General features: G+C 61.9%; 24 protein-coding genes. 18 read left to right on the top strand and 6 right to left on the bottom strand.

The window, feature by feature from the left end:
- Positions 1 to 38: 38 nt before the first annotated feature.
- Positions 39 to 932 (bottom strand): SMP-30/gluconolactonase/LRE family protein, encoded by an 894-nt coding sequence (locus tag IMCC21224_RS15335; protein WP_047996077.1) that lies wholly within the window; start codon positions 930 to 932, stop codon positions 39 to 41.
- Positions 933 to 1,099: 167 nt separating this feature from the next.
- On the opposite strand from IMCC21224_RS15335, the gene IMCC21224_RS15330 reads away from it, so the two are divergent.
- Positions 1,100 to 1,924 (top strand): phosphogluconate dehydrogenase C-terminal domain-containing protein, encoded by an 825-nt coding sequence (locus tag IMCC21224_RS15330; protein WP_047996076.1) that lies wholly within the window; start codon positions 1,100 to 1,102, stop codon positions 1,922 to 1,924.
- A 9-nt stretch (positions 1,925 to 1,933) separates the two neighbouring features.
- On the opposite strand, the gene nanR is transcribed toward IMCC21224_RS15330, so the two are convergent.
- Positions 1,934 to 2,668: a transcriptional regulator NanR gene (nanR, locus tag IMCC21224_RS15325; RefSeq protein ID WP_047996075.1), complete on the bottom strand. Its 735-nt coding sequence runs from the start codon at positions 2,666 to 2,668 to the stop codon at positions 1,934 to 1,936.
- A 60-nt stretch (positions 2,669 to 2,728) separates the two neighbouring features.
- On the opposite strand from nanR, the gene IMCC21224_RS15320 reads away from it, so the two are divergent.
- The 3 genes from IMCC21224_RS15320 to IMCC21224_RS15310 are packed head-to-tail and all read left to right on the top strand — an operon-like array spanning position 2,729 to position 6,340.
- Positions 2,729 to 4,087, top strand: a complete 1,359-nt coding sequence (locus IMCC21224_RS15320; protein WP_231582098.1) for a four-carbon acid sugar kinase family protein — start codon at positions 2,729 to 2,731, stop codon at positions 4,085 to 4,087.
- Positions 4,084 to 5,343 carry a ribulose-bisphosphate carboxylase large subunit family protein gene (locus IMCC21224_RS15315; RefSeq protein WP_047996073.1) on the top strand — a complete coding sequence of 420 codons (1,260 nt, stop codon included), beginning with the start codon at positions 4,084 to 4,086 and terminating at the stop codon, positions 5,341 to 5,343. Before IMCC21224_RS15320 ends, IMCC21224_RS15315 begins: the two co-directional genes overlap by 4 nt.
- A gap of 58 nt (positions 5,344 to 5,401) precedes the next feature.
- Positions 5,402 to 6,340, top strand: coding sequence for a 2-hydroxyacid dehydrogenase (locus tag IMCC21224_RS15310; RefSeq protein ID WP_047996072.1), 939 nt, complete (start codon positions 5,402 to 5,404; stop codon positions 6,338 to 6,340).
- 117 nt (positions 6,341 to 6,457) lie between these two features.
- Here the strand turns inward: IMCC21224_RS15310 and denD are convergent, their stop codons facing one another.
- Genes denD through IMCC21224_RS15290 form a run of 4 tightly spaced genes read right to left on the bottom strand, consistent with a single transcriptional unit; the run spans position 6,458 to position 10,456 of the window.
- The gene (denD, locus tag IMCC21224_RS15305; protein ID WP_047996071.1) at positions 6,458 to 7,423 is read right to left on the bottom strand and encodes a D-erythronate dehydrogenase; all 966 of its coding nucleotides are present in this window, start codon (positions 7,421 to 7,423) and stop codon (positions 6,458 to 6,460) included.
- Positions 7,420 to 8,829, bottom strand: a complete 1,410-nt coding sequence (locus IMCC21224_RS15300; RefSeq protein ID WP_369796030.1) for an FAD-binding oxidoreductase — start codon at positions 8,827 to 8,829, stop codon at positions 7,420 to 7,422. The genes denD and IMCC21224_RS15300 overlap by 4 nt, the downstream gene beginning before the upstream one ends.
- Complete coding sequence (locus IMCC21224_RS15295; protein ID WP_047996070.1) at positions 8,826 to 9,422, bottom strand: LysE family translocator; 597 nt, start codon at positions 9,420 to 9,422, stop codon at positions 8,826 to 8,828. Before IMCC21224_RS15295 ends, IMCC21224_RS15300 begins: the two co-directional genes overlap by 4 nt.
- Complete coding sequence (locus IMCC21224_RS15290) at positions 9,419 to 10,456, bottom strand: L-idonate 5-dehydrogenase (RefSeq protein ID WP_047996069.1); 1,038 nt, start codon at positions 10,454 to 10,456, stop codon at positions 9,419 to 9,421. Before IMCC21224_RS15290 ends, IMCC21224_RS15295 begins: the two co-directional genes overlap by 4 nt.
- Before the next feature lie 116 nt (positions 10,457 to 10,572).
- On the opposite strand from IMCC21224_RS15290, the gene IMCC21224_RS15285 reads away from it, so the two are divergent.
- The 14 genes from IMCC21224_RS15285 to rpmD all read left to right on the top strand — a co-directional run bounded on the left by IMCC21224_RS15285 (position 10,573) and on the right by rpmD (position 17,851).
- Positions 10,573 to 11,331: an SDR family oxidoreductase gene (locus tag IMCC21224_RS15285; protein WP_082135236.1), complete on the top strand. Its 759-nt coding sequence runs from the start codon at positions 10,573 to 10,575 to the stop codon at positions 11,329 to 11,331.
- Positions 11,332 to 11,342: 11 nt separating this feature from the next.
- Positions 11,343 to 12,263: an NAD(P)-dependent oxidoreductase gene (locus tag IMCC21224_RS15280; RefSeq protein WP_047996068.1), complete on the top strand. Its 921-nt coding sequence runs from the start codon at positions 11,343 to 11,345 to the stop codon at positions 12,261 to 12,263.
- On the top strand, positions 12,263 to 13,153 hold the full coding sequence (locus IMCC21224_RS15275) for a phytanoyl-CoA dioxygenase family protein (protein WP_047996067.1): 891 nt from the start codon (positions 12,263 to 12,265) through the stop codon (positions 13,151 to 13,153). Before IMCC21224_RS15280 ends, IMCC21224_RS15275 begins: the two co-directional genes overlap by 1 nt.
- A gap of 280 nt (positions 13,154 to 13,433) precedes the next feature.
- The gene (rpmC, locus tag IMCC21224_RS15270) at positions 13,434 to 13,637 is read left to right on the top strand and encodes a 50S ribosomal protein L29 (protein ID WP_047996066.1); all 204 of its coding nucleotides are present in this window, start codon (positions 13,434 to 13,436) and stop codon (positions 13,635 to 13,637) included.
- Positions 13,638 to 13,650: 13 nt separating this feature from the next.
- Entirely contained in the window at positions 13,651 to 13,881 is a 231-nt protein-coding gene (rpsQ, locus tag IMCC21224_RS15265; protein WP_047996065.1) for a 30S ribosomal protein S17, read from the top strand.
- A gap of 148 nt (positions 13,882 to 14,029) precedes the next feature.
- Positions 14,030 to 14,398: a 50S ribosomal protein L14 gene (gene rplN, locus IMCC21224_RS15260; protein ID WP_047996064.1), complete on the top strand. Its 369-nt coding sequence runs from the start codon at positions 14,030 to 14,032 to the stop codon at positions 14,396 to 14,398.
- Positions 14,398 to 14,709 (top strand): 50S ribosomal protein L24, encoded by a 312-nt coding sequence (rplX, locus tag IMCC21224_RS15255; protein WP_047996063.1) that lies wholly within the window; start codon positions 14,398 to 14,400, stop codon positions 14,707 to 14,709. Before rplN ends, rplX begins: the two co-directional genes overlap by 1 nt.
- Complete coding sequence (gene rplE, locus IMCC21224_RS15250) at positions 14,702 to 15,265, top strand: 50S ribosomal protein L5 (RefSeq protein ID WP_047996062.1); 564 nt, start codon at positions 14,702 to 14,704, stop codon at positions 15,263 to 15,265. The genes rplX and rplE overlap by 8 nt, the downstream gene beginning before the upstream one ends.
- A gap of 13 nt (positions 15,266 to 15,278) precedes the next feature.
- A complete protein-coding gene (gene rpsN, locus IMCC21224_RS15245) occupies positions 15,279 to 15,584 on the top strand; it encodes a 30S ribosomal protein S14 (RefSeq protein ID WP_047996061.1) in 306 nt (101 codons plus the stop codon).
- 12 nt (positions 15,585 to 15,596) lie between these two features.
- Entirely contained in the window at positions 15,597 to 15,989 is a 393-nt protein-coding gene (rpsH, locus tag IMCC21224_RS15240) for a 30S ribosomal protein S8 (protein ID WP_047996060.1), read from the top strand.
- A 12-nt stretch (positions 15,990 to 16,001) separates the two neighbouring features.
- Positions 16,002 to 16,535: a 50S ribosomal protein L6 gene (gene rplF / locus IMCC21224_RS15235; RefSeq protein WP_047996059.1), complete on the top strand. Its 534-nt coding sequence runs from the start codon at positions 16,002 to 16,004 to the stop codon at positions 16,533 to 16,535.
- An 11-nt stretch (positions 16,536 to 16,546) separates the two neighbouring features.
- Positions 16,547 to 16,906, top strand: coding sequence for a 50S ribosomal protein L18 (gene rplR / locus IMCC21224_RS15230; RefSeq protein WP_047996058.1), 360 nt, complete (start codon positions 16,547 to 16,549; stop codon positions 16,904 to 16,906).
- 168 nt (positions 16,907 to 17,074) lie between these two features.
- Complete coding sequence (gene rpsE / locus IMCC21224_RS15225; protein ID WP_047996057.1) at positions 17,075 to 17,650, top strand: 30S ribosomal protein S5; 576 nt, start codon at positions 17,075 to 17,077, stop codon at positions 17,648 to 17,650.
- 12 nt (positions 17,651 to 17,662) lie between these two features.
- Complete coding sequence (gene rpmD / locus IMCC21224_RS15220; protein ID WP_047996056.1) at positions 17,663 to 17,851, top strand: 50S ribosomal protein L30; 189 nt, start codon at positions 17,663 to 17,665, stop codon at positions 17,849 to 17,851.
- Positions 17,852 to 17,938: the final 87 nt, after the last annotated feature.

Genomic DNA, 17,938 nt, shown 5'->3' with positions numbered 1-17,938 from the left:
CCCCGATCCGATGTTCTGATTTACAAGGGGCCGGGCGTTTATACGCCCGCCCGGATCAGCGCGATGGAATAAACGCTGGTGGTGGCCGTGATGAACATCACATGTTTGCCACGCCCGCCAAAGCACAGGTTTGACACCAGCTCGGGCACCAGAATCTTGCCCAGCGGCACGCCGGCGGGCGACAGGCAATGCACGCCATCCGCCGCTGAGGACCAGAGGTTGCCGTCCGTGTCCACCCGAAAGCCGTCTGCCGCGCCGGGCGCGATCTTGTGAAATACCGCGCCGCCGGACAGTGTCCCGTCGGGCGCAACCGCAAAGGCGCGGATATGCTGCGTGCGCGGGCGGTCGAATTTACGCCCGGTGTCCGCCACATACAGTACGGTTTCGTCAGGTGAAAACGCCAGCCCGTTGGGGCAGTCGAAATCAGTCAGGACCGCCTCAATCGTCGCGGTGATCGGGTCGATACGGTAGACGTTGCAGGGCAGCTCTTCTTCGGCCTGATGCCCTTCGTAATTCGAAACGATGCCGTAATGCGGGTCGGTGAACCAGACGCTGCCATCGGATTTGACCACAACATCATTGGGTGAATTCAACCGCTTACCTTGATATCTGTCAGCCAGAACGGTGATCGTGCCGTCATATTCGGTTCGCGTTACCCGCCGTGTGCCATGCTCGCAGCTGACCAGCCGACCGGCCCGGTCGCGGGTATGGCCGTTGGCAAAATGTGACGGCGCGCGATACGTCGACAGACCGGCATTCGGCGTCCACCGATGGATTGTGTCGTTTGGAATATCGGAAAACAGCAGACAGCCTGCGTCGCCGAACCAGACCGGCCCCTCGACCCAGTCAAAGCCGGTGGCCAGTTGTTTCAGTTGGGCATTGCCCAGAATGTAGTCCTGAAACACCGGTTCGATGATCTCATAGGGTGGCATGGTTGTGACCTCAGTTTTGGAGCGTACCGCCGCATCCTAAGCAGCCGTTCGGGTTTGTCCAAGCCAACCCGCGTCTGGACCGCCGCGCCGGGTGGGCTTGACTTCGTGGCACAGATATCATGTCATCATACCAGTTGAATTGATAGCGGAATCGGGAGGAGACGGGGATGAAACTGGCACTCATGGGGGCTGGGGGTAAAATGGGCGTGCGCAGCGCAACCAACCTGCTGGAGAGCGATTTTGAGGTGGCGCATGTCGAAATATCAGAAGCCGGGCGCGCGCGGCTGAAAGCGGCAGTCGGTGTGGATTGCGTGCCGGTCGACGACGCCCTGAACGGCGCCGATGTCGTGCTGTTGGCGGTACCGGATACGGCAATCCGCGCCGTGGCGGCGGCAATCATCGACAAGGTGCCCAGCGGCGCGATGGTGATTTGCCTCGACGCGGCGGGGCCGTTTGCCGGTCATCTGCCAGAGCGCGCCGATGTGACTTATTTTGTCAGCCATCCCTGCCATCCGCCGATCTACAACAATGAGATGACCGAGGCCGGGCGCAAGGATTATTTTGGCGGTATCGCGGCACAACAGGGCATCGTGAACGCATTGATGCAAGGCCCAGACGAACACTACGCCATCGGTGAAAAGGTCGGTCGCGCGATCTATGCGCCGGTCGCGCGCAGCCATCGTGTCACCGTGGAACAGATGGCGCTGCTGGAACCGGGCCTGTCCGAGACTGTCTGCGCCTCGTTGCTGGATGTGATGCGAGAGGCGATGGACGAGGTGGTCGCCCGCGGTGTGCCGCAAGAGGCAGCGCGGGATTTCCTGCTGGGGCATATGAACATTCTTGGCGCGGTGATTTTCAAGGAAATTGACGGCGTGTTCTCGGATGCCTGCAACAAGGCAATCACCTTTGGCAAACCGGCCCTGATGCGCGACGATTGGAAACGGGTCTTTGAACCGGACGAGATTGCCGCCAGCATTCAGCGCATCACTTAGCCGCAGGACCTACTGGACATCGTTGGGGTTCGCGGGCACTTCGGTCATATGGGCCGAGCGGTCCAAATGCACGCCCATCAGGCGGGCGGCGTCGCCGCCGTTGCCTGCGGCCATGGCATCGACGATCTGTCCATGTTCTGTCAGGGTGACATCTTCGTGCCCGGACCAGCGTAAGAGGGCGCTGTGATGCTGAAAAATCCATTTGAGCATGGCATCCGCCACTGCCGAGACGACGGGATTGCCTGCAATGGCGATGATCCGCGCATGAAACGCGATATCGGCCGCGATGAACGCGGTGGGGTTATCGCGCGCGGCGCTTTGATCTGTGATCATCTGCCGCAAGGCGTCAATATCCGCCGCAGTACACCGCGCGGTGGCGACGCGGACAAGGCCGGTTTCGAACATCTTGCGCGCGTCCTTGAGGTGGTCAAGGTTTTCTGGCGCGACCGACAGCAGCGTTTGCGCGATGCCGTCAAGCTGATGCACCGCGCTTTGGGGGGTGAGTCGTTTAACCCGGCTGCGTTCGCCGTGGCTGACAGTGATCAGCCCCATGGTATGCAGCGCCTGGAGCGCCTCGCGGACCGCCGGTCGGCCCACGCCATAGCGGTCCATCAGGGCGCGTTCAGACGGCAGCGGATCTTCGGGCAGCAGTTCGCCGCTGCGGATCATCGCGTGCAGTCGGTCAAACACGGCGTCCGACAGCTTGCGCCGGGGTATGGGATCGGGGCTGTCATGGTTGGGCATCGGGGTCTCGGGATCTGGATGGTCCCAACTGGTATGATGAGATAACGCGGAATGGGTCAAGTGCAGACAGAAATATTTGGGCAGGGCGCGCCGGGGGAATCGCCGATCCTGGCCTGGCTTGGGGATGATTTCACCGGCGCGGCGGCGGTGATGGAGGCGCTGGCCTTTGCCGGGTTGCCATCGGTGTTGTTCCTGAGCCCGCCGGATGCCGAAAGGCTGGCGGCGTTTCCGGGGGTGCGCGGGATCGGCATCGCATCACTGGCGCGGACCTATTCGCCGGCGTGGATGGATCAGCATCTGCCGCCACTTTTTGACACGCTGGCGGCGACGGGTGCCGGGTTGGTGCAGTACAAGGTCTGCTCGACCCTCGATTCCGCGCCTCATATCGGATCAATCGGGCGGGCGATGGAGATTGGTGCCGCCCGATTCGGCGGAGCGGTTCCCGTGCTGGTCGCTGCGCCACAGATGCGGCGGTATCAGGCGTTCGGGCAGTTGTTCGCCGGAACCGATGCAGGTGTGTTCCGTCTGGACCGTCACCCGGTTATGGCGCGTCATCCCGTGACGCCGATGGGCGAAGCGGATGTCGCCCGCCATTTGGCGGCGCAGACCGGTATGGCTCTGACCTGTTTGGATCTTGAGAGACTCGCCGATGCGAAATTGGCCGCAGCCGCGCTGGTGCCGGGGCAGGGCGTGACGATAGATCAGATGAGCGCAGCAGATCAGGTCGCCGCCGGGCGGCTGCTATGGGAGCATCGCGAGACCAACCGCTTTGTCGTGGGATCGCAGGGCACGGCCTATGCGCTGGTGGCGTATTTCCGCGCGCAGGGTCTGTTGCCGCCCGAGAGTCCCGTGCCGGGGATCGGACGCGCACGTGGCATGGCCGTGGTGTCGGGGTCGGTGTCTCCGGTTGCAGCGGATCAGATCGCCTGGGCCTGCGCCAATGGATTTGAAGGAATCACACTGGACGCCACAGCGGCCTGCGGCGACGGGCTCTTGGCGGCTGAAGGTGCGACCATCGCCGCCGGGCTGGACGCGTTGGATAGGGGGCAAGTGCCCCTGATCTATACCGCAGCGGGACCGGACGATCCGGCGGTGGCGCGGCTGCGCGCCGCGGCGGGCGATCGGCTGACTGCCGTGAACGAACGCATCGGGCGGGCACTGGGCCGCATCCTAGGGGCACTGATCGAGCGCGGCGGGCTGGATCGCGCTGTGGTATCAGGCGGCGATACTTCTGGCCATGTGTGCCAGGTGCTGGGGATTGACGCGCTGACCGCGCTGGCGCCGACAATTCCGGGCGCCGCGATCTGTCGTGCCCATGCCAGGGGGTCGATGGACGGACTGGCGCTGGCGCTCAAGGGCGGGCAGATGGGCAGCATAGATTATTTTGGCTGGGTACTGGACGGAGGTGGCGCGCGATGACACGCTTGCAGGCGACGTATGATATTGAAAGCCCGCTGGGTGTGGCCCATGCGGCTGCGGTCATCGCAGGGGAACAATCGACCGGCACCTTTGTACGGCTGGCAACCGAAACGGACGCGCTGCGTGATCGGTCCTCGGCACGGGTCGAGCTGGTAGAGGTTACGGGCGTTTCGGATCACCCGTCCTTGCCCTGCCGGTTGACTGGCACCGAATACGAACGTGGGCGGGTGACATTGTCCTGGCCTGTGTCGAATTTCGGTCCGTCGCTGACCAACATTCTGGCGACCGTTGCGGGCAACCTGTTTGAGCTGGCCGAGGTGTCGGGCATCCGGTTGGTGTCGCTTGATATCCCCGACAGCGTAGCGCGCGCCAATCCCGGTCCGCAATTCGGTATCACTGGCACCCGTCGCCTGATGGGGGTGCCCAAAGGGCCGATGATTGGCACCATCGTTAAACCCAGCATCGGGCTGAGCGCCGAGGAAACCGCGACTCTGGCCGGGGATCTGGCGCTGGCCGGGATCGACTTTATCAAAGATGATGAATTGCAGGGCAACGGTCCGGGCTGCCCGCTGGCGGATCGCGCAGAGGCGGTGATGCGAGCGCTGGACCGTGCGGCACAAACCACCGGGCGCAAAGCAATGTATGCGTTCAACATCACCGATGAGGTGACTGATATGTGGCGGCATCTTGAGATGCTCGAACGGCTAGGAGCAAGCTGCGCGATGGTGTCGCTGAATTCGGTCGGACTGGCCGGGTTGCGGGCGGTGCGCGACCGAAGCCCTTTGCCGATCCATGCCCATCGCAACGGCTGGGGATTGATGTCGCGCTCGCCGGATATTGGCATTGCCTATCCTGCGCTGCAAAAACTGTGGCGCATGGCCGGGGCGGACCACCTGCACGTCAACGGTCTGGCAAGCAAGTTCACCGAACCGGATTCGGTTGTGGCCGGGTCGGCGCGGGCCGTGCAGGCCCCGGTCAGTGATGGCGTGCCGCATACTGCATTGCCGGTGTTTTCGTCGGGGCAGACCGCCTGGCAGGTTGGCCCGTCTGCGGACGCGCTGGGCAATGACGATTTCCTGATATGCGCTGGCGGCGGCATCATGAGCCACCCGCAGGGCCCGGCGGCCGGGATCACCAGCTTTCGTCAGGCCGCCGAAGCGCATGTATTGGGCCGCGACCTGAGCGACCACGCGGCGGATCGACCGGAACTGGCGGCGGCGCTGACTGCGTTCAAAGGGGCGGTGACGCGCGGTTGACTCTGGCCAGCGTTGCCGCGAAAACTCTGGTATACCATTTTTGCACAGGAGTTGCGCCATGACTGCCACGCTCGCCATTGGTCCCTATAACGAGGCCGAGCGCCCGCCGCTCAAGGACAGCTTTGACGCGCAATTGATCGCCGGACCGGCCGATATTGCCGGGATCGACGCAGGTTTGCGCGACGCCTTCCGCGCCGTGGCCTACAAGGGGCATCACCCCTTTGGTGCGGCTGAGATGGATCTGCTGCCGAACATCGGTCTGATCGCCAATTACGGCGTTGGGTATGACGCGATTGACGTCGCCGCCGCCAGTGCACGTGGTATCCGTGTCACCAACACACCGGACGTGCTGAACGATGATGTGGCTGATCTGGCCATTGCCATGTGGCTCCAACAGGGGCGAGAAATGCGGCAGGCCGAGACGTGGCTGCGCGACGGCAAATGGGAGAGCGTCGGCAGCGTGCCGCTGAACCGCAAGCTCAGCGGTGGCACAGCAGGCATCATGGGGCTGGGCCGGATCGGGCGCGACATTGCCGACCGTCTGGCCGCGTTCAAGATGGATATTCATTACCACGCCCGCAGCGAAAAGCAGACACCCGGTTGGACCTATCACGCCGATCCGGTGGACCTGGCACAGGCGGTGGATTTCCTGTTTGTTGCGCTGGTCGGTGGACCGGAGACCGAAAACTACGTCTCGAAAGAGGTGATCGCGGCGCTGGGTCCGCGCGGCGTGGTGATCAACATCTCACGCGGCAGTTGCATCGACGAAGGCGCGCTGCTGGACGCTCTGGAAAGCGGCGCGATTGCGGGGGCGGGGCTGGACGTCTTTGTTGGCGAACCCAAGGTCGATCCCAGGTTCCTCAAGCTCGACAACGTGGCACTGCAACCGCATCAGGGGTCCGGCACGGTCGAAACTCGCGCCGCGATGGCGAAACTACAGCGTGACAATATCGCGGCGCATCTGGCTGGCACGGCGTTGCTGACGCCGGTTAACTAAACCCCGGTCGCCCCGGTTGTTCCGGGGCGACCATGTCTGCGGGTTTACTATTCCACCGGTGATTGACCCCGGACCCGGTACGCAGTCCGCGAATGCCCGGGGCCGGAGTTCTGGCCATCAGGCCGACGGTTTGTCGTCTTCCAGATAGTAACGGATGTTATCCTCAAAGCTGGAGTCGGCACTCAGGCCCAGCCGTTCGGCCTTGTCCGCGTGGATGTCCCATTTCCAGCCGGATACGATGCGCCGGATCTCGGGTTGCGGATCCCAGCGGATCAGCTTGGCTGCTTCGGGGCCTGTCATGGCGGTCATCGCCTTGATCAGTTGCGCGATGGACCATGTGCGCCCCGGCATCTGCATCACCCGGTTCTGCCCCAGATCAGCAGCGTCGAGTTCGGCGCCCTTGATCAGGTTCTCGACGCATTTGCGCGGACTGAGGTAATAGTGCAGGAATTCCGGATCGACCGGGCAGACGGCCTCTTGTCCGTTCAACGGTTCGCGCAGGATTGACGACATAAAGCTGGACGCGGCGCGGTTCGGTTTGCCCGGCCGGACAGAAATGGTCGGCAGGCGAAAGCCGCGCCCGTCAATATAGCCCTTGCGGGAATAATCGTTCAGCAGGATTTCCCCGATGGCCTTTTGTCCACCATATGAGGTTTGCGGATTGGGGTAGGAGTGATCGCCCAGCGGGTCCGGCACCTCTCCGCCATAGATGGCGATGGACGAGGAAAAGACCACGACAGGATTGGTTTCCAGCGTGCGGCAGCGCTCGAACACGTTATATGTGCCGAACAGGTTGATCGACATGCCGGCGTCGAAATCCTCTTCTGCGTGAGCAGACACAATGGCGGCCAGCAAATAGATCACATCTGTATCTTGCGTGATAACTTCGGCGACCGAGGCGGCGCTGGCGATGTCGCAGCGCGCGGTCGTAACCTCAAACGGCGCGGTGACGGGTGTTGGGTCGTTGATGTCGGCCAGTGTCAGCCGGTCGATGGGTTGCCCACGTAGAGTGCCTTTGGCAGCCAGCGCATGGGCCAGCTTCTGGCCGACGACGCCGCCGCCCCCGATGATCAGAATGTTCATGTCTCTCCCTTTTCGTCGTGCGTGACTGTCGTGTCGTCTGGCGGCAACAGCTTGCCGGGGTTGAGGATGTTCAGCGGGTCAAACGCCGCCTTGATCATCCGCATATAGCGCAGGGCTGGGCCGTGTTCGGCCTGCATGTAGTCCTGTTTGCCCAGGCCGATGCCATGTTCGCCGCTGACCGTGCCGCCCAGTCGCAACGCGGTGTCGGCCAACGCGTGTGTGAATTGGTGTACCCGGCCCAGTTCGTCGGGATCATCGGGATCAACGCTGATACCGGCGTGAAAATTTCCGTCGCCCACATGGCCGACGATGGTGCTGGTCAGGCCCAATCGCACAGCATCCTCTTGCGCCTGCACAACCGCCTGCGCCAATTGCGAGATCGGCACGCAGACATCGGTGGCCCAGATGCGTTTGCCCTGACCCAGCGCGGCGCTGGCGTAATGCGCCTTGTGCCGCATGGACCACAGCGCGGTACGCTCTTCGGTTGTGCTGGCCTGCGCCCAGCCGGTCGCGCCGAATTCATCCGCGATATCACAAAAGCTTTGGGCCTGTTCGGCGGTGCTGGCAGGCGTGCCGTGAAATTCGAGGAAAAGATGCGGTTGCTCTGGCAGCCCTGCGTTGGAATAGAGGTTGAAGCCGCGCACCATCATATGGTCCAGCAGTTCGATCCGCGCCATCGGCAGACCGGACTGGATGGTGAGGATCACGCAGTTCACCGCATCCTCAACGCTCGCAAAGCGGCAGGTCGCGGCAACCGTGCTTTCGGGGATGCCCTGCAGGCGCAGCGTCAGTTCGGTGATGATGCCCAGCGTGCCTTCGGATCCGACCAGCAGATGGGTCAGGTCGTAGCCGGTCGCACTTTTGCGGGCGCGGGTGCCGGTGCGTATGATGCTGCCGTCGGCCATGACAGCCTCAAGCGCCAGAACATTGTCGCGCATTGTGCCATAGCGCACGGCGGTGGTGCCACTGGCGCGCGTCGCGGCCATCCCACCGAGCGAGGCATCGGCGCCCGGATCGACCGGAAAGAACAGGCCAGTGTCGCGCAGCGCCGTGTTCAGTGCAATTCGCGTCAGACCCGGCTGGACCACGACATTCAGATCCTCGGCATTGACCGCAAGGACGCGGTTCATCTGTCCCATATCAAGGCTGATGCCGCCCTGAACCGGCAGATGCTGCCCCTCAAGCCCCGTGGCCGCGCCAACGGCGGTCACGGGGCAACCATGCCGGGCGCAAATGGAGATGATCTGCGCGACCTCGGCGGTGGTCTGCGGATAGGCCACTGCGTCGGGCGGTGTCTCGGGGAAGTGGGTTTCGTTGCGGCCATGCTGAGCGCGGTCGGCATCCGAGGTGACAAGGCGGGTGCCAAGCAGCGCAGTCAGTGCCTCTTGTGCGGCTGGGGTCATCATTGGCGCAATCCCGCGATCAGGGCCAGAATGACCACCGCCAGCATCGACGCGGCCATGGCATAGTTGATCCGGCGCTGGGCTCTGTCCGACAGGTTCAGACGATGCAGGCTTGCCCCCGCCCAGAGCCAGCCAAGGTGGATTGGAATCCAGATGGCGTTGGCGATCAGCAGCTTGGTCGCGGTCTCGAACAGCAGGTTGTCGGGCGCATAGGGAAAGCCGGCAAAGAGTGTGGTGTTCACGGCATAGGCCTTGGGGTTGATGGCTTGCAGCAACAGCCCCGCACCGATGCCGGGCGCGGAACCGGCGGCAATAAAGGCGACACGCGCCCCGGCAAAGGCGATCCGCGCGGCAAGGTACAGAAGATAGAGCAGCGATGCCCCCATCAGCACCCAGCGGATCACCGGCACCGACAGAACCACGGCGGCCAGCCCGGTGATCACGCCAAAGGCGACGATATTGGTGCCGATAAACAGCCCGGTCAGATAGCGAAACCCGGCGCGAAACCCATACCCCGCGCCAACGCCCGCCGTGGACAGCACACCGGGGCCGGGGGTGATTATCAGAAACAGGACGGCAAAGGCAAAGGTGATCACGCGCCAAACACCAACTGGACTTTCATCGCGCGACTGCGGTCATTGGCGGTGGCAAAGGCCTCGGCAAAGTCAGCCAGCGGAAAGCTGTGAGTCAGCAGCGGGGCGACGTCGATCAGGCCCTGCTGCATCATTCTCACCGCGAGCGGAAACGCCTGGTGAAAGCGAAACGATCCCTTGATCGCCAGTTCCCGCGCCGTGATCTGCATCATCGGCAGCGACATGTCGCCCGACAGGCCCAACTGGATCACCCGGCCACGCGGCCGCAGCGTGGCGATGCCGCCGACCAGAGCGACCTGTGCACCGGAGCATTCAAAGAGGACATCCAGTGTGCCCTTGCCGGTGCTGTAGGGCGCCAACCCATCCGGGTCGGCGGCGGTGTCCAGCACGACGTCGGCCCCAGCGATCCGGGCGATGTCCAGCACGTTCGGCGCAATGTCAGTGGCGATGATCTCGGCAGCACCAGCCCGCCGCGCGGCAAGGATCACGAGGATCCCGATGGGGCCGCAGCCCGTGACAAGCACCCGCTTGCCCAACATGTCCCCGGCGCGGCTGACAGCGTGCAGCGCGACTGACAGTGGTTCGGCCGTGGCGGCCTGTGCGGCGGTCAGGCCATTGGCGACGCTGCACTGACTGGCATCGGCGATCAGGTCTTCGCGAAAGGCGCCCTGGATATGGGGGAACGGCATGGCAGAGCCGTAGAACCGCATGTTCAGGCAATGGTTTGGCAGGCCTCGCAGGCATTCGGTGCAACTGCGACAGGGGCGCGAGGGCGATACAGCGACCAGATCGCCAAGAGCCAGCCCCTCAACCCCCTGTCCCAGCCCGGACACAACGCCGGACACTTCGTGCCCCAGGATCATCGGTTCGCGCAGGCGGATCGCGCCGAAACCGCCGTGGTTGAAATAATGCAGATCCGACCCACAGATGCCGCCACGCTGCATTGCGATGGCAACCTGGCCGGGGCCGGGGGTGTCAGGGGCCACATCACCCAGTCGCAGATCGCGGGCAGCATGAACGAATAACGCTTTGGTCATGGTGGTCCTTTCGGGGGTCCTTGCATCACCACGAGAATGGTATACCATTTTATCAAGGCGGTTCCGGCGGGCTTTGTCAATGCCGCGCGGGGGATTGCAAAGAGGGAGAGAGTTTTTTGAACCTGTTCGATCTGACTGGCCGTACGGCCCTTGTCACCGGTTCCTCGATGGGGATCGGTTTTGCGTTGGCACGCGGGCTGGCGCGGGCTGGCGCGCGCATCATTCTGAATGCGCGTGATGGTGACCGGCTGACACAGGCCGCCGAGATGCTGCGCAGCGAAGGTGCCACCGTCGACACGCTGGTGTTTGATGTGACCGATGCGGCAGCCGTGCGCGCCGCGATCGATGGCTACGAATCGCAGCGGCCCATCGACATTCTGGTGAACAACGCCGGGATGCAGCATCGCGGCCCGCTTGAGGATTTTGACGTGGACGCCTTTGACCGGCTGATGCGGACCAATGTGAATTCGGCGTTCTATGTCGGACAGGCTGTCGGGCGGCACATGATCAATCGCGGCGCGGGCCGGATCATCAACATCGCTTCGGTGCAGACCGCGCTGGCGCGGCCAGGGATCGCGCCGTACACCGCGTCCAAGGGCGCGATTGCCAACCTGACCAAAGGCATGGCCACGGACTGGGCGCGGCACGGGCTGAACTGTAACGCGATTGCACCGGGTTATTTCGACACACCGCTCAATGCTGCGCTGGTCGCGGACCCCGAGTTTTCCGCATGGCTGGAAAAACGCACGCCCGCCGGGCGCTGGGGAAAAGTCGAAGAACTGGTGGGGGCCTGCGTTTTCCTGTCGGCGCCCGCGTCGAATTTTGTCAACGGCCAGACCATTTTTGTGGATGGCGGCATCACAGCAAGCCTCTGAGGGGAAGCAACATGAGCGAGACGAAAATAGGCTTTATCGGCGTGGGCTTTATGGGTCACGGGATGGCTAAAAATTTGATGGAAAAGGGCTATCCCCTTTGGATCAAGGGCAACCGCAACCGCACGCCGGTGGACAATCTGGTTCGTCTGGGCGCGACCGAAGTGGCCAGCTCGCGTGAAATGGCCGAAACCTGCGATATTATCCATCTTTGCCTGTCCAACTCACCACAGGTCGAAAGCGCCTTTCGCGGGCCTGACGGCATTCTGGCGGGGGCGCGCAAAGGGTTGATCGTGATTGACACGACCACAGCCGACCCAACCTCGACCGCCGTTCTGGCGCAGGAACTTGCGGCCAAGGGCGGCACCTTTGTCGATGCTCCGCTGGGCCGCACGCCCAAAGAGGCCGAGGCCGGGACGCTGGACGCCATGGTCGGCTGCGACGATGCAACTTTTGCCGCGATCAAACCGGTGCTGGATTGCTGGGCGGGCAACATCACCCATGTTGGCCCGACAGGCAGCGGCCACAAGATGAAGCTGCTGATGAACTTTATCTCGATGGGCTATGCGTCGCTATATGCCGAGGTAACTGTGCTGGGTGCCGCCGTGGGCATTCCACCCGCCAAGGTCCGTCAGGTGATCGGGTCGAGCCGCCTGACGAACGGTTTTTTTGACACCTTCATGACCTACGCGGTTGACCGCGACCGCGAGATTCACAAATTCACCATCGCAAATGCCGCCAAGGATCTGCGCTATGTCAACGCCATGGCGGACAATGCCGGGTTGATGACGGTGATGGCGGCGGCAGCCAAACAGTATTTCGCGCAGGTCGAGGCCAGCGGCCATGGTGGGGATTATGTCCCGATGATCACCGATCATGTCGGTCGCCTGAACGGTCTGGACATGGAGGCCGAGGCAGCAAAGGGACGTGACTGATGCTGACGTCTGTCCAAAAGGCGTTCTACGCCGAAAACGGCTATGTCATGGTCAAGGATGCCGTGACCCCGGATCAGTTGCAGCGGATGCAGGATGTCACGGCGGCACTGATCGACGCCTCGCGCAGCGTGAGCCAGAGCGATGACGTCTATGATCTGGACCGGGGCCACGGCCCCGACAGCCCGCGCCTGACCCGGATCAAGCTGCCGCACAAACGTGACCCGGTATTCCACGAGGTGCTGACCCGATCCGGCGTGACGCAGGTGCTGAACGACCTTTTGGGGCCGGACATCAACCTGATTACATCCAAGCTGAACACCAAGGCGCCGGGCGGCGGGGCTGCGGTGGAGTGGCATCAGGACTGGGCCTTTTACCCGCATACCAACGACGATCTGCTGGCCGTGGGTCTGCTGCTTGAGGATGTTGAGCCTGATAACGGTCCGTTGTTGGTCATACCGGGCACTCACAAGGGGCCGATCCTGAGCCATGAGGCGGGGGGCGTGTTCTGTGGTGCGATTAACCCCGACGATCCGCTGTTCGAACGGGACAGGGCGGTAACGCTGACCGGCAAGGCGGGGTCACTGTCGGTGCATCACGTGCGCACGCTGCACGGGTCGGCCCCGAATGTGTCGGACCGCGCCCGCAAGATCCTGTTCTTTGAGGTCGCCCGTGCCGATGCCTGGCCGATCCTTGGGGCCAGCTCATATATCCATGCTCTGGGCCAGCGGGCGTTCTGGGACGACCTTCAGGATCGTACCATCACCGGCAAACCCTGTCTGACACCGCGTCTGGAAAATGTTCCCGTGCGGATGCCGCTGCCACCCGCCGCCGACATTACATCGATCTTCAAGACCCAGGCGTCCGGTGGCGCCAAAAGCGCGTTCGGCTGACGCAGGCCGCGTATCTCGCGAATCAGCGGCGAATAGGGGCCACAGGCACAGCATCCAGTTGCGCTGCGTTACGATGTAGACCGGCATAGCTGGCTCGAGATGAACCCAGTTCACCGATTTTTCAGCGCAAAGCGAACCGAAGGGCCGGGGGGCGGTTAAATTGCTTGCCAACTTGAACCGCGCCTCCTATATGGCCCCTTCATCATGGACTCCACTGGAATCAGGGTGACCCGTGCAAATCGGCACAGGGCCTGCCAGTGATGTTGAAAGGAACGGCGAAATGAACGCCAAGGAACTGAATGACAAGACGCCGGACCAGCTCCGCGACGATCTCGTCTCACTCAAGAAAGAGGCCTTTAACCTGCGGTTTCAGCAGGCAACTGGCCAGATGGAAAATACCGCGCGCATGAAAGCAGTGCGTCGCGATGCAGCACGTGTCAAAACCGTGCTCAACCAGAAAGCCGCATCTGCGGCTGCAGAATAAGGGAGCCTGACAGATGCCCAAACGTATCCTTTCCGGCACCGTGACCAGCACTGCCAACGCCCAGACCGTCACGGTTTCGGTCGAGCGGCGCTTTAAGCACCCGGTTCTGCAGAAAACCATTCGTAAGTCCAAGAAATACCGGGCTCACGACGAAGCTGAGAAGTTTCAGGTTGGGGACATGGTTCGCATCATCGAATGCGCGCCACGATCCAAAACAAAGCGCTGGGAAGTTGTGACAGAATAAGTTGCGCAGCCCTCCGGTCTTGCGGCGTCCCTGAAACGGGATCTGCGGGGCGGGCGGGCTGATCTTCTATTTCCGGAACAACTTTCCGGTTTGATCGAAACCATGGGGAGAAGGCTAGCCAAGCCCCCCAAAGGTCAGGAGAAACCACATGATCCAGATGCAGACCAATCTGGATGTAGCTGACAACTCCGGCGCACGCCGGGTGCAGTGCATCAAGGTCCTGGGTGGTTCCAAGCGTAAGTACGCATCCGTAGGCGACATCATTGTCGTCTCGGTCAAGGAAGCCATCCCGCGCGGCCGCGTAAAGAAAGGTGACGTCCGTAAGGCCGTCGTCGTACGCACCGCCAAAGAAGTCCGTCGTGATGACGGCACCGCGATCCGTTTCGACCGCAACGCCGCCGTGATCCTGAACAACGCAGGTGAGCCGGTCGGTACCCGTATCTTCGGGCCGGTTGTTCGCGAGTTGCGTGCCAAGAACTTCATGAAGATCATCTCGCTCGCGCCGGAGGTGCTGTAATGGCTGCTAAACTCCGCAAAGGTGACAAGGTCATCTGCCTTGCCGGCAAGGACAAGGGCCTTCAGGGCACCATCCTGACCGTCGACCCCAAATCGGGCAAGGCTGTCGTCGAAGGCGTGAACGTGGCGATCCGTCACACCCGTCAGAGCCAGACCTCGCAAGGTGGCCGCATCTCCAAGCCGATGCCGATCCAGCTGTCGAACCTGTCTCTTGTTGATGCTAACGGCAAAGCAACCCGCGTCGGCTTCAAGATCGAAGGCGACAAGAAGGTGCGTTTTGCCAAGACCACGGGGGACGTGATCGATGCTTGATGCAGAAAATTACACACCGCGTCTCAAGGCGCTCTTCCGGTCCGAGATCAAGGCCAAGATGAAGGAAGAGTTCGGCTACAAGAACGACATGCAGATCCCGCGTCTGGACAAGATTGTCCTGAACATTGGCTGTGGTGCCGAGGCCGTTCGCGATTCCAAGAAAGCCAAGTCGGCGCAGGACGATCTGTCCGCCATCGCCGGACAGAAGGCTGTTGTGACCAAGGCGAAAAAGTCGATCGCTGGTTTCCGTGTCCGTGAAGAAATGCCGCTGGGGACCAAAGTGACCCTGCGTGGCGACCGGATGTACGAATTCCTCGACCGTCTGATCACCGTGGCAATGCCCCGTATCCGCGACTTCCGCGGCGTGTCGGGCAAGTCGTTTGATGGTCGCGGCAACTATGCCACCGGCCTCAAGGAACACATCGTCTTCCCGGAAATCAACTTTGATAAAGTTGACGAAAACTGGGGTATGGACATCGTGATCTGCACGACCTCCGAGACCGATGCAGAAGCCAAAGCGCTGTTGAAGCATTTCAACATGCCGTTCAACAGCTGAGGGGACCAGAGACATGGCAAAGAAATCCATGATCGAACGCGAGAAGAAGCGCCAGAAGCTGGTGGACAAGTACGCCGCCAAGCGCGCCGCGCTGAAAGCACTCGCCGTCGACGAATCCATCCCGTTTGAGGACCGCTTCAAGGCGCGTCTCAAACTGGCCGCACTGCCGCGCAACAGCTCGGCAACGCGCCTTCACAACCGCTGCCAGCTGACGGGGCGTCCGCACGCCTATTACCGCAAGCTGAAAATCAGCCGTATCATGCTGCGCGATCTTGGCTCCAAAGGCCAGTTGCCCGGCATGGTCAAGTCAAGCTGGTAAGGAGCATATGATATGAACGATCCTATCGGCGATATGCTCACCCGGATCCGCAACTCTCAGATGCGCGGCAAATCCACGGTGATGACGCCTGCATCCAAGCTGCGCGCCTGGGTCCTCGACGTGCTCGCGGACGAAGGTTACATCCGCGGCTACGAGGCAACCACTGGTAAAGATGGCCACCCGGCCATTGAGATCAGCCTCAAGTACTTTGACGGCACCCCTGTCATTCGCGAAATCAAACGGGTTTCCAAGCCCGGGCGTCGCGTCTACATGGCCGTCAGTGACATTCCTACGGTCCGTCAGGGCCTGGGCGTGTCGATTGTCAGCACATCCAAGGGTGTGATGTCGGATGCATCAGCACGAAGCGCCAACGTTGGCGGCGAAGTGCTCTGCACGGTCTTCTAAGGAGCCCTGGCAATGTCTCGTATTGGCAAAAAACCGGTTCCGCTGCCCGCAGGTGTCACAGCCTCGGTGTCCGGCCAGACCGTTGAAGTAAAAGGTCCCAAAGGGACCAAGAGCTTTACCGCAACAGACGACGTGACGCTGGTCGTGGGTGAGGGTGAGATCACCGTTACACCGCGCGGCAAATCCAAGCGCGCGCGCCAGCAGTGGGGCATGACCCGCACTGTTGTCGCAAACACCGTGCATGGCGTGTCCGACGTCTTCAAGAAAGAGCTTGAGATCCGCGGCGTGGGTTACCGGGCTCAGCTTCAGGGCAATGTCCTGAAACTGAACCTTGGCCTCAGCCACGATGTCAACTTTGAAATCCCTGCTGGAGTGACGGTCACCGCACCCAAGCCGACCGAGATCATCGTGGAAGGTCACGATTTGCAGCTCGTCGGTCAAGTGGCCGCCAATATTCGTGACTGGCGCCGGCCCGAGCCCTACAAGGGCAAAGGTATCCGGTACAAAGGCGAATATGTGTTCCAGAAGGAAGGCAAGAAGAAGTAAGGACGGAAGCTATGGCAAACAGTAAAAGAGATCTGTTCCTCAAGCGCCGTCTGCGCGTCCGGAACAAGCTGCGGGCAGTGAATGCAGGGCGCGTGCGCCTGTCGGTTCACCGCTCGAACAAGAACATCAGCGTTCAGCTGATCGACGATGTAAACGGCGTCACGCTCGCCTCGGCCTCCTCGCTTGAGAAGGATCTGGGCATCGTGGGCAAGAACAACGTGGAGGCCGCCGCCAAGGTGGGCACCGCGATTGCCGAGCGCGCCAAGAAGGCCGGGGTTGAGGCTGCGTATTTTGATCGCGGCGGATTCCTGTTTCACGGCAAGGTCAAGGCTCTGGCCGACGCCGCTCGTGAAGCTGGTCTCAAGATCTGATCGGGCAGGGTGGGGGCAACCTCACCCTCCCTTTCTTTCAGACGGTTGGGGGTGACCCCATCCACGCAATTCGCAGGCGGCATGCCGCTTCGATGATCCGGGGGTCGCTACCCACCTGGATTGGACAATTCGGCGCTCCGGCGCCAGTTAAGACAAGGATGCCTCACAATGGCAGAACGTGAACACCGAGGTCGCGGACGTCGCGAAGAACAAACGCCGGAATTTGCCGACCGCCTGGTCGCAATCAACCGGGTTTCCAAGACGGTCAAGGGCGGTAAGCGCTTTGGCTTTGCAGCCCTCGTGGTTGTGGGCGACCAGAAGGGCCGCGTTGGTTTCGGCAAGGGTAAGGCCAAAGAGGTCCCCGAGGCGATTCGTAAGGCGACCGAGCAGGCCAAGCGCAAGATGATGCGCGTGCCCCTGCGTGAAGGCCGCACATTGCACCACGATATTGAGGGCCGTCATGGCGCGGGTAAAGTGGTCATGCGTACCGCACCGCAGGGTACTGGTATCATTGCCGGTGGTCCGATGCGTGCCGTATTCGAGATGCTGGGTGTACAGGACGTTGTCGCCAAGTCGATCGGTTCGCAGAACCCCTACAACATGATCCGTGCCACGCTGGACGGTCTCGGAAAAGAGACAAGCCCGCGTATGGTTGCACAGCGTCGTGGCAAGAAGGTCGCTGATATCCTTGGGTCCAAGGATGACGCACCGGCAGCCGCCGCGGCTGAGCCCGCAGAAGCGTAAGGAGCTGAGAACATGGCAAAAACTATCGTCGTGAAACAGATCGGTTCGCCGATCCGTCGCCCCGCCAAGCAGCGCCAGACCCTGATTGGCCTGGGCCTGAACAAGATGCACAAGACCCGCGAACTTGAAGATACGCCCGCTGTGCGCGGCATGGTCAACAAGATCCCGCACATGGTCAAGATCATCGAAGAGCGCGGCTAAGCCCGCTGTCGGGGCACGGCCCCGGCGTCTGAAATTCAAGGCGCCCTCCAGTTTTCTGGAGGGCGTTTTGCGTTTGGCGATCCGAAA

The organism is Puniceibacterium sp. IMCC21224 (genome assembly GCF_001038505.1).
Classification (GTDB): domain Bacteria; phylum Pseudomonadota; class Alphaproteobacteria; order Rhodobacterales; family Rhodobacteraceae; genus Puniceibacterium.
The sequence above is the reverse complement of the archived record's forward strand: the minus strand, read 5'-3'. Positions and strand labels throughout refer to the sequence as shown.

What these genes read in the sequence shown, in the direction of transcription:
- IMCC21224_RS15275 (WP_047996067.1), top strand. Translation starts at nt 12,263, where the DNA reads ATGCTGACGTCTGTCCAAAAGGCGTTCTACGCCGAAAACGGCTATGTC.
- IMCC21224_RS15335 (WP_047996077.1), bottom strand. Translation starts at nt 932, where the DNA reads ATGCCACCCTATGAGATCATCGAACCGGTGTTTCAGGACTACATTCTG.
- rplN (WP_047996064.1), top strand. Translation starts at nt 14,030, where the DNA reads ATGATCCAGATGCAGACCAATCTGGATGTAGCTGACAACTCCGGCGCA.
- rplF (WP_047996059.1), top strand. Translation starts at nt 16,002, where the DNA reads ATGTCTCGTATTGGCAAAAAACCGGTTCCGCTGCCCGCAGGTGTCACA.
- IMCC21224_RS15310 (WP_047996072.1), top strand. Translation starts at nt 5,402, where the DNA reads ATGACTGCCACGCTCGCCATTGGTCCCTATAACGAGGCCGAGCGCCCG.
- IMCC21224_RS15280 (WP_047996068.1), top strand. Translation starts at nt 11,343, where the DNA reads ATGAGCGAGACGAAAATAGGCTTTATCGGCGTGGGCTTTATGGGTCAC.
- rpsE (WP_047996057.1), top strand. Translation starts at nt 17,075, where the DNA reads ATGGCAGAACGTGAACACCGAGGTCGCGGACGTCGCGAAGAACAAACG.
- nanR (WP_047996075.1), bottom strand. Translation starts at nt 2,668, where the DNA reads ATGCCCAACCATGACAGCCCCGATCCCATACCCCGGCGCAAGCTGTCG.
- rpsH (WP_047996060.1), top strand. Translation starts at nt 15,597, where the DNA reads ATGAACGATCCTATCGGCGATATGCTCACCCGGATCCGCAACTCTCAG.
- rplE (WP_047996062.1), top strand. Translation starts at nt 14,702, where the DNA reads ATGCTTGATGCAGAAAATTACACACCGCGTCTCAAGGCGCTCTTCCGG.
- rplX (WP_047996063.1), top strand. Translation starts at nt 14,398, where the DNA reads ATGGCTGCTAAACTCCGCAAAGGTGACAAGGTCATCTGCCTTGCCGGC.
- rpsN (WP_047996061.1), top strand. Translation starts at nt 15,279, where the DNA reads ATGGCAAAGAAATCCATGATCGAACGCGAGAAGAAGCGCCAGAAGCTG.
- rplR (WP_047996058.1), top strand. Translation starts at nt 16,547, where the DNA reads ATGGCAAACAGTAAAAGAGATCTGTTCCTCAAGCGCCGTCTGCGCGTC.
- IMCC21224_RS15300 (WP_369796030.1), bottom strand. Translation starts at nt 8,829, where the DNA reads ATGATGACCCCAGCCGCACAAGAGGCACTGACTGCGCTGCTTGGCACC.
- rpsQ (WP_047996065.1), top strand. Translation starts at nt 13,651, where the DNA reads ATGCCCAAACGTATCCTTTCCGGCACCGTGACCAGCACTGCCAACGCC.
- IMCC21224_RS15290 (WP_047996069.1), bottom strand. Translation starts at nt 10,456, where the DNA reads ATGACCAAAGCGTTATTCGTTCATGCTGCCCGCGATCTGCGACTGGGT.
- IMCC21224_RS15315 (WP_047996073.1), top strand. Translation starts at nt 4,084, where the DNA reads ATGACACGCTTGCAGGCGACGTATGATATTGAAAGCCCGCTGGGTGTG.
- denD (WP_047996071.1), bottom strand. Translation starts at nt 7,423, where the DNA reads ATGAACATTCTGATCATCGGGGGCGGCGGCGTCGTCGGCCAGAAGCTG.
- IMCC21224_RS15330 (WP_047996076.1), top strand. Translation starts at nt 1,100, where the DNA reads ATGAAACTGGCACTCATGGGGGCTGGGGGTAAAATGGGCGTGCGCAGC.
- rpmD (WP_047996056.1), top strand. Translation starts at nt 17,663, where the DNA reads ATGGCAAAAACTATCGTCGTGAAACAGATCGGTTCGCCGATCCGTCGC.
- rpmC (WP_047996066.1), top strand. Translation starts at nt 13,434, where the DNA reads ATGAACGCCAAGGAACTGAATGACAAGACGCCGGACCAGCTCCGCGAC.